The sequence below is a fragment of the Clostridium sp. UBA1652 genome (assembly GCF_002320975.1).
GTDB lineage: Bacteria > Bacillota > Clostridia > Clostridiales > Clostridiaceae > Clostridium_T > Clostridium_T intestinale.
Genome location: NZ_DCLI01000093.1, coordinates 1 through 14,762, shown reverse-complemented (window position 1 = coordinate 14,762; position 14,762 = coordinate 1). Strand labels below are relative to the sequence as shown.

The 14,762-nt window shown below is 29.7% G+C and carries 17 protein-coding genes and 1 tRNA gene; 3 read left to right on the top strand and 15 right to left on the bottom strand.

Going from position 1 to position 14,762, the window contains the following annotated elements; translation table 11 throughout:
• Positions 1-2: 2 nt before the first annotated feature.
• From B3N22_RS22140 to B3N22_RS22115, 6 genes are all read right to left on the bottom strand, one after another.
• Positions 3-230 (bottom strand): glutaredoxin family protein, encoded by a 228-nt coding sequence (locus B3N22_RS22140; RefSeq protein WP_286910643.1) that lies wholly within the window; start codon positions 228-230, stop codon positions 3-5.
• The gene (gene trxB / locus B3N22_RS22135) at positions 230-1,171 is read right to left on the bottom strand and encodes a thioredoxin-disulfide reductase (RefSeq protein WP_286910641.1); all 942 of its coding nucleotides are present in this window, start codon (positions 1,169-1,171) and stop codon (positions 230-232) included. The genes B3N22_RS22140 and trxB overlap by 1 nt, the downstream gene beginning before the upstream one ends.
• 248 nt (positions 1,172-1,419) lie before the next feature.
• Entirely contained in the window at positions 1,420-3,870 is a 2,451-nt protein-coding gene (locus B3N22_RS22130) for an ATP-dependent Clp protease ATP-binding subunit (RefSeq protein ID WP_286910640.1), read from the bottom strand.
• A 12-nt stretch (positions 3,871-3,882) separates the two neighbouring features.
• Positions 3,883-4,905, bottom strand: coding sequence for a protein arginine kinase (locus B3N22_RS22125; protein WP_286910638.1), 1,023 nt, complete (start codon positions 4,903-4,905; stop codon positions 3,883-3,885).
• A gap of 10 nt (positions 4,906-4,915) precedes the next feature.
• Positions 4,916-5,437 (bottom strand): UvrB/UvrC motif-containing protein, encoded by a 522-nt coding sequence (locus B3N22_RS22120; RefSeq protein ID WP_286910636.1) that lies wholly within the window; start codon positions 5,435-5,437, stop codon positions 4,916-4,918.
• Positions 5,438-5,450: 13 nt separating this feature from the next.
• Positions 5,451-5,906 (bottom strand): CtsR family transcriptional regulator, encoded by a 456-nt coding sequence (locus B3N22_RS22115; RefSeq protein ID WP_286910634.1) that lies wholly within the window; start codon positions 5,904-5,906, stop codon positions 5,451-5,453.
• A 142-nt stretch (positions 5,907-6,048) separates the two neighbouring features.
• Here B3N22_RS22115 and B3N22_RS22110 point away from each other — a divergent pair, with 142 nt between their 5' ends.
• On the top strand, positions 6,049-6,699 hold the full coding sequence (locus B3N22_RS22110; protein WP_286910632.1) for an MBL fold metallo-hydrolase: 651 nt from the start codon (positions 6,049-6,051) through the stop codon (positions 6,697-6,699).
• Positions 6,700-6,792: 93 nt separating this feature from the next.
• On the opposite strand, the gene B3N22_RS22105 is transcribed toward B3N22_RS22110, so the two are convergent.
• The 8 genes from B3N22_RS22105 to B3N22_RS22070 form a co-directional block, all read right to left on the bottom strand.
• Positions 6,793-6,963 carry a DUF362 domain-containing protein gene (locus B3N22_RS22105; RefSeq protein WP_021800116.1) on the bottom strand — a complete coding sequence of 57 codons (171 nt, stop codon included), beginning with the start codon at positions 6,961-6,963 and terminating at the stop codon, positions 6,793-6,795.
• Between the two features lie 91 nt (positions 6,964-7,054).
• On the bottom strand, positions 7,055-7,258 hold the full coding sequence (locus tag B3N22_RS22100) for a heavy-metal-associated domain-containing protein (RefSeq protein ID WP_073022794.1): 204 nt from the start codon (positions 7,256-7,258) through the stop codon (positions 7,055-7,057).
• A 21-nt stretch (positions 7,259-7,279) separates the two neighbouring features.
• The gene (locus B3N22_RS22095; RefSeq protein ID WP_286910629.1) at positions 7,280-8,185 is read right to left on the bottom strand and encodes a PSP1 domain-containing protein; all 906 of its coding nucleotides are present in this window, start codon (positions 8,183-8,185) and stop codon (positions 7,280-7,282) included.
• A 1-nt stretch (position 8,186) separates the two neighbouring features.
• The gene (locus B3N22_RS22090) at positions 8,187-9,116 is read right to left on the bottom strand and encodes a DNA polymerase III subunit delta' (protein WP_286910627.1); all 930 of its coding nucleotides are present in this window, start codon (positions 9,114-9,116) and stop codon (positions 8,187-8,189) included.
• Positions 9,117-9,134: 18 nt separating this feature from the next.
• On the bottom strand, positions 9,135-9,464 hold the full coding sequence (locus B3N22_RS22085) for a cyclic-di-AMP receptor (protein ID WP_021800112.1): 330 nt from the start codon (positions 9,462-9,464) through the stop codon (positions 9,135-9,137).
• Positions 9,465-9,553: 89 nt separating this feature from the next.
• Positions 9,554-10,195 (bottom strand): dTMP kinase, encoded by a 642-nt coding sequence (gene tmk / locus B3N22_RS22080; protein ID WP_286910625.1) that lies wholly within the window; start codon positions 10,193-10,195, stop codon positions 9,554-9,556.
• A 7-nt stretch (positions 10,196-10,202) separates the two neighbouring features.
• Entirely contained in the window at positions 10,203-11,615 is a 1,413-nt protein-coding gene (locus B3N22_RS22075; protein WP_286910623.1) for an aminotransferase class I/II-fold pyridoxal phosphate-dependent enzyme, read from the bottom strand.
• A gap of 23 nt (positions 11,616-11,638) precedes the next feature.
• The gene (locus tag B3N22_RS22070) at positions 11,639-11,821 is read right to left on the bottom strand and encodes a sigma factor G inhibitor Gin (protein WP_021800109.1); all 183 of its coding nucleotides are present in this window, start codon (positions 11,819-11,821) and stop codon (positions 11,639-11,641) included.
• Between the two features lie 181 nt (positions 11,822-12,002).
• Between B3N22_RS22070 and B3N22_RS22065 the strand changes: the two genes are divergently transcribed.
• Positions 12,003-13,169, top strand: coding sequence for a zinc-binding metallopeptidase family protein (locus tag B3N22_RS22065; protein WP_286910621.1), 1,167 nt, complete (start codon positions 12,003-12,005; stop codon positions 13,167-13,169).
• Between the two features lie 431 nt (positions 13,170-13,600).
• Positions 13,601-14,509, top strand: coding sequence for a S66 peptidase family protein (locus B3N22_RS22060; RefSeq protein ID WP_286910619.1), 909 nt, complete (start codon positions 13,601-13,603; stop codon positions 14,507-14,509).
• A gap of 152 nt (positions 14,510-14,661) precedes the next feature.
• Here B3N22_RS22060 and B3N22_RS22055 read toward each other — a convergent pair.
• Positions 14,662-14,736 (bottom strand) — tRNA-Cys (locus B3N22_RS22055).
• Positions 14,737-14,762 lie beyond the last annotated feature (26 nt).

Genomic DNA, 14,762 nt, shown 5'->3' with positions numbered 1-14,762 from the left:
AATTATAATTTCAATGCTCTATCTATCTTCTCTCTATCAAAGCCTACAACTATTTCACCATTTATATCTATTACTGGAACACTTCTTTGTCCAGATACCTTAAATACTTCTTCTCTGTTTTCTTTATCATCAGCAACTATTAACTCTGTAAATTCTATATTTTTTGAATCAAAATACTTTTTCGCCTTAACACACCATGGGCACCAATCTGTTGAATATATTTTTACCATTATTTATCTCTCCTTTTTTCTACAATATATTTTTCTGCATCTAACGCTGCAATAGTTCCATCTGCAACTGCTGTTGTTATTTGACGGAATTGTTTTTCTCTCACATCTCCAGCTGCATATACACCTTTAACATTTGTTCTTGTTGATTCATCAGCTATAATATAACCACCCTTAGTTAAATTTATATCTTCTTTGAAATAATCTGTTTTTGGTTCAGTTCCTATATACCCAAAAACAGCATCTATTTGAATTTCTTTTTGTTCATTTGTTTGAGTATTTTTTATAATTGCTTTTTCTAAATAAGTTTCTCCTTCTACATCTACTAAATCCCAATTAAATAAAACTTCTATTTTAGGATGATTTAATACCTCATCTATAGTAGCTTTTTCACCTTTAAAATAATCAAATCTTCTAATCATTATTACTTTACTAGCAAACTTAGTTAAAAACAATGCCTCTTCTAATGCTGAATTTCCTCCACCAACTACAGCAATAATCTTATCACCGTACATAGCTCCATCACACACAGCACAATAGTGTACCCCTTTACTAGAAAACTTCTCTTCATTTGGTATAGGTAACTTTTTAGGCGTTGCTCCTGTAGCAATTATAACAGCCTTAGGTTTATATATATAACTATCAGTCTCAATGATTTTTTCTTCATCTGTTAATTTTGCACTTTGGACTAAATCAAATTCATCTATTTTAGCTCCTAATTCTTCTGCTTGTTCTTGCATTATATCTGCAAGCTTTCCACCTTCTATGGTTTTAAATCCTGGATAATTTTCTATTGTATAGCTAGTTCTTACTTGACCACCTACAACAGCATTTTCAAGAAGAATCATATCTAACTTAGCTCGCGCTGCATATATAGCTGCGGTTAATCCTGCTGGACCTCCTCCTATAATCATCAAATCTATATTTTTCACTTCTTTACTCATACTTTTGATCACTCCTCAATTACCCCCACGGGGTATCCTTATATTTATTATAACACTAGAAATTTTATTTTCAAGTATTTATTGAATAATTACTATTAATTAGTACTTCTAATTAATATTTAAATTAAGCTACAATTTAAGTATATTAATAATTTCTATTTTTATTATTTCCACTTTCACTTAATTATTATTTATAAATATAAAGAAAGAGAACCAATATAATCTATCATACTGGTTCTCCTATTTTATTACTGAACAGGAACTGGTGAAAAAACTAAATTCCCTTCATCTGATGTAACTTTTATTTTATCACCTTTTTTAATTGTTCCTTTTAACAACTCTTCAGCAAGTTTGTCTTCAACCTTTTTAGTAATTACTCTTCTAAGAGGTCTTGCTCCATAAGCTAAATCGGTGCCTTCTTTTATTAGAGTTTTTTTACTATCTTCATCAAACTCTAAATGTATTTCTTGTTGTTCAACTCTTTCCTTTATAGATTCTAACATTAAATTAACTATATCGATTAAATCATTTTCTACTAAGCTATGGAATACTATGGTATCATCTATTCTGTTAAGGAACTCTGGTCTAAAACTTCTTTTTAACTCTTCCATAATATTTTCTTTCATCTTTTCATACTCAGTTTCAGCTTTATCAGAATCTATAGCAAATCCTAATGTTTTTTGTTTTTTAAGCATATGAGCACCTATATTAGATGTCATTATTATTATGGTGTTTTTAAAGTTAACAGTCTTTCCTTTGGAATCAGTTAATCTACCATCTTCTAGTATTTGAAGCAAAATGTTAAATACATCTGGATGAGCTTTTTCAATCTCGTCTAGTAATATAACTGAATATGGTTTTCTTCTAACTGCCTCTGTTAATTGACCACCTTCATCATATCCAACATATCCTGGAGGAGATCCTATTAATCTAGATACCGCAAACTTCTCCATGTACTCAGACATATCAATTCTTATAATACTATTTTCATCACCAAACATAGCTTCTGCAAGAGCTTTGGAAAGTTCAGTTTTTCCTACTCCAGTAGGTCCTAAGAATATAAATGATCCTATAGGTCTATTAGGGTCTTTTAATCCTACCCTAGCTCTTCTTACAGCTTTAGCTACAGACTTAACAGCTTCTCTTTGACCTATAACTCTATTATGAAGTATCTCTTCAAGTTTTAATAATTTATCTGCTTCTTTTTCAGTTAATTTCTCTACTGGAACTTTAGTCCATTTTGAAACTACCGCTGCAATTTTACTTTCATCAACTGTATGAGTTTGAACTGAAGTTTGTGTACTCCAATCCTTTTTAAGATTTTCTAATTTCTCTTTTAACTCTTTTTCATTATCTCTAAGGTTAGCAGCTTTTTCAAAGTCTTGAACAGTTATTGCATCTTCTTTCTCTTTAACTGTCTTATCTATTAACTCCTCAATTTCCTTTAAATCTGGTGGTGCTGTAAGATTTTCTATTCTTACTTTTGCAGCTGCTTCATCAATAAGATCTATAGCTTTATCAGGCATATATCTATCTGTAATATATCTATCTGATAGATTTACTGCTGCTACTAACGCCTCATCTGTAATTTTCACCCTATGATGTGCTTCATATTTATCTCTTAATCCTTTTAAAATTAATAAGGTTTCTTCTTTTGATGGCTCTCCTACATTAACTGGTTGGAATCTTCTTTCTAAAGCCGAATCCTTTTCTACATATTTTCTATATTCATCTATAGTAGTAGCTCCAATACATTGGATTTCTCCTCTAGCTAATGCTGGCTTTAAAATATTTGATGCGTCAATTGCACCTTCTGCTCCTCCAGCACCAACAATTGTATGCATTTCATCTATAAACAATATAACATTGCCTGATTCTTTTATCTCTTCCATAAGCTTCTTTAATCTGTCTTCAAACTCACCTCTATATTTGGCTCCAGCTATCATAGAGCTAATATCTAGGGATACTACTCTTTTTTCCTTAAGTATTTCAGGGATATTCCCTTCAACTATTTTCTGTGCTAATCCTTCCACCACAGCAGTTTTTCCTACTCCAGGATCTCCTATTAGACAAGGATTATTTTTTATTCTTCTGCAAAGAATTTCTAAAAGTCTTTGAGTTTCCTCATCTCTTCCTACTACTGGATCAAGTTTGCCTTCTTTAGCCATCTCAGTTAAGTCTCTGCCGTATTGATCTAATGCAGGTGTATTAATCTTTTTCTTTCTTTTACTTTCCTCAACATTTCCTTGAGGATTGTTAGTATTACCAGATAAAGCATTTAAAATATCTTGCTTTATTTTATCAAAGTTAACATTTAAACTATTTAAAATTGTATATGCTACGCCTTCTTTTTCATTAATCATAGCTAATAATATATGTTCTGGTGAAATATAATTCTGACCTAAATTCCTAGCTTCTAACAAGCTTAAATCTAGTAATCTTTTTGTTCTTGGAGTTAATGGAATATCTCCTTTTGTAGAATCAAAATCACCTTCTCCAACATATTCTTGAAGCAGTTTTTTTACTCCATCTTCATTTATTCCATATTCTTTAAGAAGTTCTTGACTAACTCCTTCTTCAGCAATTATTCCTAATAAAATATGCTCTGTTCCTATATATCCATGTTTAAACTCTTGGGATTCTTTTTGAGCTTTTAATATCACTCTTTGCGCTCTCTCTGTAAATTTCCCATACATCATTTTATACACCTCCTAAGACTCTGATAATATACTTCTCATTAATTTTGCTCTTTCTATATTTCTTTCTCTTTCTTTTAATTCCCTATCTAAGTTATTCTGAAGGGATGCATTTTGAGAAAATAACAACATTTTATTAACAGTTTTAATATCTATATCCTCTATTAAACCTTCTTCAACTCCAAGCCTAATACTTGAAAGTAAACCTAATGATTCTTTTAATGTTAATACTCTTGCATTTTCAAGCAAAGCTCTTGCTCTAAATATTCTATCCTCAACTTCATATTTATATTGATCTAAATAAAGTTTTCTTATATTTTTTTCTTCTGCAACTACTTGTAACGCTACAGCTTCTAAATTAGTTAGTATATCTTCATCTGTAACACCTAAAGTTACTTGATTAGATATCTGATATATATTTCCTTCACCTTTTGAGCCTTCTCCATATAATCCTCTTAATGTCATTCCAACTTGATTTAGTCCCTTTAATAATTTCGGAATCTCATTATTAAAAGTTGCAGCTGGTAAATGTATCATAACAGATGCTCTCATTGCAGTACCTATATTAGTTGGGCAGGCTGTTAAATACCCTAACTTTTCATTAAATGCATATTCTATTTCCTGCTCTAATAAGGAATCCACCTCATCAGCATTATTATATGCTGATCTAATATCAAAGCCTGCAGTTATACACTGTAATCTAATATGATCCTCTTCATTTATCATTAAACTAAAAGTTTCATCATCATCCACGATGAAAGAAGAAATAGTCCCATTTTTAATAAGATTTGGGCTTATTAAGTGTTTTTCAAGAAAAGTTCTTGCTAAGTTTGGTGATATATCTCTTAATTCATAAGTTTTGTATTCTCCTTTATCTTTTAAAACTTTATTAAAAGCTTCTTGAATACTACTTGATACTTCTATACCATTTTCATTATCTAGCTTATTAGGAAAAGGAACTTCTTTTAAATTTCTAGCTAATCGTACTCTACTAGATATAACCACGTCTTCTTTACTGCTATTTATCCAACTCTCCATATGGCACCTCCTATTCCTCTAATTTCTCATGAATAGATTTTATATTATCTCTTATCTCTGCTGCTTTTTCATACTCTTCTGCTAATATAGCTTTTTGCAATTCTTCTTTAAGCTTAATAATTTTCTTCTTTTCTGCAATTACTCTTCCCTCATTTTCTGGAATTTTACCTATATGTTCAACATCACCTTGAACTCTTTTTATAACAGGAGTTAGTGTTTTAGAAAAACTCTCATAGCAATTACTACATCCAAGTAATCCTGTCTTTCTAAACTCCCTATAGTTCATTCCACAAGACTTACAAACTACTTCATTTTCTGGTTTATCAGTAGCGTTTTTATTAAAATAATCAACTAAACCTCCTAAGATGCTTTGCAGAGGAAATCCTTCGAAGTCTTCGAAAGATGAGTTAACTGGTATATCAGATATATCACTAGCACATTTCTCACACAATCTTACTTCGCTTTTTACTCCATTTATTATATTTACCATATGGACTGTAGCATCATTTTTATTGCATTTTTCACATAACACTTTTATTCCCCCTTTAAGATAACAATAATGCAATTGTTGATTTTAATATGTCCGCTCTTACCCTATTTCTGTTTTCAACTGCTTGCAACGTTCTATCATTTATAACCATTTTAATTATATTGAATTCCCTATCATTTATTATCTCAGCATCATATAAACTTTCTAATAATGCTATTGAATTATGATAAGTTATTGAATCTCCTATACTTTCGTCTATTAACTCTTTTCTACTTCTATGGTTATTATATTTAACCTTTCTAATTACTATGCAACCACCGCCACCTCTTCTACTTTCAATTAAATATCCTTTTTCACAAGTAAACCTTGTAGTTAATACATAATTAATTTGAGAGGGAGCACAACTAAATCTATCTGCTAACTCGTTTCTTTGAATCTGTAACTTCTGATCTTCACTTTCACTAATTAAAGCTTTTATAAAGCTTTCTATCACATCTGATAGTCTTGCCATTTCGTCACCTTCTTAACCTTGACTTTCTTTGACTTTGTTTAGATATATCTTATCATATAATAATTACTATTGTAAATATATAATGGTTTTTATTTTTAGTATTTTCTTGAATTTATGGTAATACTATGAACGAGGTGATTTTATGAAATTAACCTGGTATGGTCATTCATGTTTTCTTTTAGAAACTTCAAATAATACAAAAATACTAATGGATCCCTTTGACTCAAAAATAGGGTATATCCCCTTCAAAGGGTCCGTAGATATAGTAACTATATCTCATGATCATTTTGATCATTCTAACTTAACTAACTTAGACTGTGAACCACAAATAATTAATTCAACTAATGAATATCTAATTGATTCAATAAAAATAACAGGAATACCTTCTTTTCATGACGATCAAAATGGTCTTAAAAGAGGTCCTAATATAATTTTTTTATTTGAGGTTGATAACCTTAGATTATGCCACCTTGGAGACTTAGGTCATATGCTAAATAACGATTATAAAGATTTATTAGGAAACATTGATGTACTTATGATTCCAGTTGGAGATCTTTATACTATAGGTGGTAAAACTGCTTATCCTATATGTGATTTATTATCTCCTAAATATATTGTTCCAATGCATTATAAAACCCCAAACCTGTCTTTCTTATTAAGAGGTCCAGAAGAATTTTTAATAGCTTCAAAAAATGTTTCAAAATTACCTAATAACACTCTTAACACTGAAGAATTATTTGTAAGTACAGATAATACCCCTAAAGTATTACTTTTATCTCCTCCACAAATATAAATAAAAGATGCCTAAACTAAGCATCTTTTATTTATATCTATATTTAATTGCTTGTACAAAAAAACACCGCCTAAAAGGCGATGCTTTTTAAAATTATTCTGCTACTGGAGCTCCAACTGGGCAAACGTTGGCACAATTTCCGCAATCTATGCAAGTATCTGCATTAACTACAAATATTGTATCTCCTTGTTCTATAGCATTTACTGGACATTCAGCTGCACAAGCACCGCAGCTTATACATGTTTCTTCTATTTTATATGCCATAATAAAACACCTCCTAATATTTTCGGTATGTAACTACCACGTTAATTTTATCACATTCGTGTATATTTTCAAATACTTTTGACATAATTTTTTAAACGACAGTATATCCCAGTAATTCTATGGAATCAATAATTTTATCTAATTTAGAGAAGTAGTCATCATATATTATGCTTACTTCTCCTTTTTCCTTATTAATTTCACAGGCAACTACCCCTGTATTTGAAGCTACTGCATTTTTTATTTTTTTTACATCTTCTGATGTTTTCATACCGATAATTTTAATTGAAGACTTCATTTTCATCCCCCTGAATATGATCTAATTATCCTTTATTAAATCCTTAATAAGAACTTTATCAGTTTCATCTTCTATTTCAAGTTTTATTTCCCCGTCATCTACATTACCCTCATAAGTTCCACTTATTAACTCTATTTTCTCTATCTTATATTCATTTATTACTTCTTCTTCCCCAAAAGCCATCTTAACTTTAACTGTCTCTTTTACAGTATTATTGCCAACAACTTCTCCTCTACCATCTACAGTTTTAACTATTGATCCTACCCTAGGTAGTCTCTTTCTAATATCTTCGTAGGTGCTTTGTTCATAATTTAAACAGCACATTAATCTTCCACATATTCCTGATATCTTAGTAGGATTCAAGGATAAACTTTGCTCTTTTGCCATTTTAATTGATACCGATGCAAAATCTCCAAGGAAACTTGAGCAGCATAAAGGTCTTCCACAAGGTCCTAAACCACCAATCATTTTAGCCTCGTCTCTTACACCTATTTGTCTTAACTCTATTCTTGTTTTAAATATTGTAGCTAAGTCTTTTACTAATTCTCTAAAGTCTACTCTACCATCTGCTGTGAAGTAAAAAATAACTTTATTATTATCAAATGTATACTCTACATCTATTAACTTCATATTTAAGCCATGACTTACTATTTTCTTAAGGCATACATCAAAAGCCTCTTTCTCTTTTTCTTTATTTTCTTTATGTAATCTTATATCTTCTTCATTTGCAACTCTAATAACTGTTTTAAGTGGTGCTACTATATCTTCCTCGCGTATTTCTTTTGTTCCAATAACACATTCTCCAAACTCCACGCCTCTTGCTGTTTCAACTATGACATAACAATCCTTTTTTACCTCTGCATTATTAGGATCGAAATAATATATTTTACCCGCTTTTTTGAAACGGACTCCTACAACTTTTATCATTTTAAACCTCCATAAGATCTATGATCATAACATTTAATGTTAATAAAAAATTTGTGTTACTATTTAATTTATTTCGTGTTCTATCTAAAACCTTTACCATTCCTTTGAGTTTTCTAAAGGTCATTTCTCTTGATATATTATCTATTTCATGAAGTTTATCACCATTTATGATTAACTCCTTATTTTCTACTTCTTTATATACGGATATATCTCTTATAAATGAAAGTAAAATATTTAAAATTTCTTCCCAATTTTCCTTAAAACTAGCTAACTTTTTCTCATATGCAATAACAGCTTCTTTATCACCTTTATTAATATCCACTAATAAATTACATATAATACCTCTTAAAATTTCTAAATTTTTGTTATTAAAAAAATCTTCTACCTTTCCAGGAACTCCTCCTGCATATGCTAATGCAGAGTTAATCATTTTTTCATCAAACTCTTTAAAATATAAATTTATATACTCTCTCATATCTTCAATATTTAATGGTGAAAGTTTATGAATCTGGCATCTTGACTTAATTGTATCTAATATTAAATCTCCACTTTCACACAATATAATTATGTAAACACCTTTAGGTGGTTCTTCTATCGTTTTTAATAAAGCATTTTGTGCTTGAATCGTTAACTTATTTCCTTTATGTATTATTATTACCTTTTTATCACCTTCAAAAGGTTTTTTATAAATCTCTTGAATTATTCCTCTAACTTCATCTATTCCTATAGACTTCTCATTTACTCTATAATTAACGATATCTGCATATTCTTTTTCTTGACCTTTATCTAATATGCTTAGAGCAAAAATCTGAGCTATTTTGCTTTTTCCTATACCATCCTCTCCTATTATTAAGTGTGCATGAGAGAGTGCACATTTTTCAATAAGTTTATCAAATGATTCTCGTATTTTATTATGCCCAATAAACTTCATATGCACTCATCCTTTCAATTATATTTTTACATATTTATCTACATCTACTACAAATACAGTAGCTCCTCCCACTTGAACCTCAACTGGGTATGGAACATATACATCAGCAGTGCCTACCATAGGAGTAGGGGATACCACTAGTTGTTTTCTAGTTTTACATACATCCTCAACAATAGTTAGAACCTCATCAACCTTTTCTTTCTCTACTCCTATTAATAGTGTAGTATTTCCTGACTTAAGAAAGCCCCCTGTAGTAGCTAATTTTGTAACCCTGAAACCACCCTCAGTAATAGCCTCAACTAAATCAGCTGTATCATCATCTTGAACTATAGCAATAACTAACTTCATATTCTCCTACCTCCTTTAAACTCTTTAATTCTATTTACTTATAATTATTTTATCATAAAATATTAAGTTAAAATATATTTATATTTCCTTCATATAGCTTTATTCTCAATATTTTCATTGATAATCTTTGAAACTTGTAGATAAACCTCATCTATCGCCCCAGATGCATCCACTTTAACTATATTATGATTGTATTTCTCCATTAAAATACTATATCCTTCTCTTACTTTATCATGGAAATCCATATTTTCTTTATCTAGTCTATTTATTTCTCTTCCCTTATTCTTATTTATTCTTTCTAAACCTAGTTTTGGTTCTATATCAAATAATATTACTAAATCTGGCATATAAGAATCTATAGCAAATTTATTTATCTCATAAACTTCTTCTATTCCAAGCCCTCTTGCATAACCTTGATATGCTAATGATGAATGTAAAAATCTATCACACAACACTATTTTACCTTCTTCTAAAGCTGGTATTACTTTCTCTGTTAAATGCTGCCTTCTTGCTGCTGCATATAAAAGCGCCTCTGTTCTTGAATCCATTTTAGTGTTCTTAACATTAAGTATTACTTCTCTTATCTGCTCTGCAATATCTATGCCTCCTGGCTCTCTAGTAATCATACAAGATAGATTTTTCTTTACTAAGTCATCATATACTTTATTAATTACAGTGCTTTTACCAGCACCATCTCCACCTTCAAATGTTATAAACATACCTTTTCCCATCTTCTTTTTACTCCTCTGTTTCTTTTAAAATTTTAATTTTGTTATTATTTACTCCAATACATTCTATATTATCATTTAGTAAATCTAAAAGTTTATTAATCTTTTCTTTAGTAATCTTCTCTCCCATCAATATTAATGGAACTCCTGGTGGATAAGGTACTATATGCTCTTTAGCAATTTTCCCAACAGAGTTTATTATATCAATAAATTCTGCTTTATTATTCATAACTATTATAGGATCTATCAATTCCCCATCTTCAATATCTAAATCGTAACTTTTAATTATACTATCTTCCTTATTCACCCTTAATTTCAATAATGCATTTTCTAATCTTTCAAAATCCTTTTCGCAATTAAAAGGAGTAGGAATTAAAACAGTTGCCCTTCCTATAGCCATTTCAACTTGAACACCATTATTTAGGAAGTATTCAACTAAGTCAATATTCTTATACCCCTCATTAATTGATATTACTATTCTAGTAGGATCATATGTCCATTTATCTTCTAATTTATTATTATCTATAAAATCAATTCCCTCTACCTTATCTATAACCTCATTTACTTTCTCTATTCTTCTAATTAGCTTCTCATAAGCCACTTCAGCTTTTTCCTGCAAAAAGGCTCTGCTGTAATCTAAAGTTGACATAAATAGATAAGAAGGGCTTGTACTCATAAATGTTGATAAATAAAACTCCACCTTTTCTTTATCAATTTCATTATTTATATGTAAATAGGCAGTTTGGGTTAATGATGGTAATGTTTTATGTGCACTCATTACCACCATGTCAGCCCCAAGCTTTACTGCACTTTCTGGAAGTTCATTATGAAATCCAAAATGTGCCCCATGTGCTTCATCTATTAAAACCTTAATAGACCTCTTTCTGCACTCTGTAATAATCTTAGATATATCTAAACCAATTCCAAAATAATTAGGATAAGTTAATATAATTCCTTTAATATCTTTTTCATTATCTATTATTTCTAAAAAATGTTTAAAATCTATTCCTAGTGGTGCTCCTAATTTTGAACTTATCTCATTTTTAATATATATGGGTTTTAACTTTCTGACCAATATACCATTAAATATTGATTTATGGCAATTTCTTTCCACTAATATTTTATCCCCTTCGTTAAAAGAGGAAAAAATCATTGTTAAATTACCTGAAGTGCTTCCATTTACTAAGAAATAGGATTTATAACTTCCATAACATTCACTCAACTTATCTAAAGCTTCTCTTATAATCCCTTGAGGGTTTTGTAAGTTATCTAATCCATCTACCTCAGTAATATCTCCATTTAATATTAAAGTAGTCAATTCATCTTGAAATGCTCTCCCCTGTTTATGTCCAGGCATGGAAAAGGGTGCATAGTTTTTTTTAATATAGGTTTCTAATCCATAAATTATAGGTGCATCATTCATTATTCTTCCTCTTGCTTATCTGTTTATTGGATATAATTTATTGGTTGTGATAAGTACCTTTTTATCTTACGTTTATAAAACTCATATCGGTCTGTATATACAGGTTCATTTGCAATAGCTTTTTCACAACTTAAACAAATTTCTTTTCCGCATATTATTATACCATTTTCATTAGCTTTTCCACATATAATGCAATTTTTTTTCATAATTGAATTTACCTCCGCTTTTCTTGTCCTATAATATTATCTTGATTTTAACCCCATACACTATATTCTATTCATTTACACGTAAAAGTTATTTTGTCCAACTAACTTTATTTTTGACATATAAATAATTTACTCTTTATTGGAAAAACTAATTTATATGAATAATCAGGAGGGGATTTTTTTGAAGCAAGAAATTATATCTCACATAGCTAGCTGTGAAAAAGATCTATATTCTTTATGTAAGTTTTTATATGAAAATCCAGAAGAAAGTTACTGTGAAGAAAAAGCCTGTTCTTATATAACCACATTACTTGAAAATAATGGTTTTGAGGTTAAAGAGAACTATTTAGATATTAAGACCTCCTTTTATGCACAAAAAGGAAGCGGTTATCCTAAAATCTGTTTTGTATGTGAATATGATGCCATAAAGGATCAAGGTCACGTAACTGGTCATAATTTATTAACAACAATATCTGTAAGTAGTGCGTTAGGTCTATCTAAAATAATAGATAAACTTCAAGGAACTATAGTAATACTTGGCTGCCCTGGAGAATACCTAGGTGGAACTAAGTCTACAATGGTAAGACAAGGAGTTTTTGATGATATAGATGTAGTATTAACTGCACATCCAAATATAATAACTGCAGAGAGTGGAACTTCATCTGCCATAATTCCACTAAACGTTAAATTCTATGGAGATAGCGGATTAAGTTTCTTAAATAGTAGTGTCTACACTTCTCTAGACGCTACTTTATTAACCTTTAATATTCTTAATTCTTTATTAAAAGGCTTTTCTAAAGATGTAGATATAAATTCAGTATTATCAAATGGAGGATACACACCTTTACTTCTTCCTACTGAAACTGATTCTAAATTCTACATACGTTCAAATGACATGGACATTGCTAAAGTTGCCGAAAGTAAATTAAGAGAAATATGCTTATACGTTTCTAAACTAATGAGAGTTAAACATGCAATATCACTTTATGAACCACCTAATGAAGAATTATTAACTAATATTACTCTTAATAGACTTTTTTCGCATAATTTAAAAGAAGCAGGAATAATAGACATAGCAGAGCCTAAAGATACTTCCGCTGGACTTAGTTTGGGCTGCGTAAGTCATAAAGTTCCTTCAATTCATCCATATATAGATATAGTTAATGGAGAAAATATAGAATACGGTTCGCTAGAATTTGCTAAAGCAACAATAAGCGACTACGCTTTCCAAAATGCTATGAAGGCCTCTCACGCTTTATGTTTCACTGCCTTAGATCTTATAGAAAATGTAAATCTACTAAGCGAAGTAAAAACTGAATTCTATGAATTCAAGAAAAATTTATACTAAAATTAAAATTTTTATAACACTATAAAAAATGAGCTGCCACACTGGATATCAGTGCATAGCTCATTTTTATTTTTCTTCATATTCCTTTTACATCTATACTGTAGGAGCCGTTTCTCAGGCTCCATTAAAATCCTTTTAATTAGTAGTTATGTTTAATAAGAAGTTAAGCACCTTACTGCTGTAGAGGCTTCTTTTCAAGCCTCATTATATTATTATGTTTAATAAAAATAAAAACATTTAAAAAGAAAAACAGTTAAAAAGTTAAAAAGTTAAACATTTAAAAAGTTAAACATTTAAATATAAAACCTAACTCTGTATAAGATACTTAAAATTCACTTAGTCCTTCTTTGAATATAAATAAATACTCCATTTATTAGCACATTTAATTACTTATCTATAGAATATAATATAAATAATTTTTAGGAGTAGTTATGTTAGCTAAAGCACTTAAGAATAATGATCTTATAGGAATTGTATCACCAGCTTTCTGCGAAGATATTAAAGTAATAGGTGATAAAATAGATACATTTAAGAAATTAGGATTTAATCTTCTTTTAGGAAAACATTTATATAGTCGTTCTGGATATTTTGCAGGAAAAGCTATTGATAGAGCTTCTGATTTAATGAATATGTTTGAAAATAAAGATGTTAAAGCGATTATATGTTTTAGAGGAGGATATGGCAGTATAAACATACTTCCATATTTAAATTATTCAGTTATTAAAAAGAATCCCAAAATACTATGTGGATATAGTGACCTGACAACTTTAATTAATTATATTAATAGGAAAACTGGCTTGATAACTTTTCATGGTCCTATGGTAAATTCAGATTTTAATGATGAGCAGACTTTAGAAAGCTTAAAGTTTACTTTAATGCAAGGGTATACCCCTTATAATATTCCCTTTGGAGGTTCTGTATGCTACAACGAAGATAATACTACTGGTATATTAGCTGGAGGAAATTTAGCCACCATTTGTTCTACCTTAGGTACGCCTTATGAAATTAACTTTAATAATAAAATATTACTTATAGAAGAAGTTAATGAATATCCTTATTCTTTAGATAGAATGTTAAGTCAACTTCTATACTCTGGAAAACTATCAAAATGTAAAGGATTCATATTGGGCCATTTTACTAACTGTACTGTAGAAAATCACTCAAAAAGTTATACTGTTGAGGATATTATAAAAAATATTTTAGTTCCCTTAAATAAGCCTATAATAACTGGATTTTCATTCGGTCATGACTATCCTAATCTTACCTTACCTATTGGGTCAAAGATTAAATTAAACTTTACCTCTAAATATATAGAAATATTAAATAATGTGGTTGTATAATTTAATTTTCCACAAAAACATACCTTTTTCACACAAGTTATCCACATCTTCTGTTGATAACTTGTGATTTTTTGTTAATAACTATTATCTAATATCAAATAAATGAGAAAAATAAAAAACTTGCAAACTAATGTTTACAAGTTTTTTTTAATTGGAGGCGCCATCCGGATTTGAACCGGAGGATAAAGGTTTTGCAGACCTCTGCCTTACCACTTGGCTATAGCGCCACACAATGGTGGCTCGAGCAGGAATC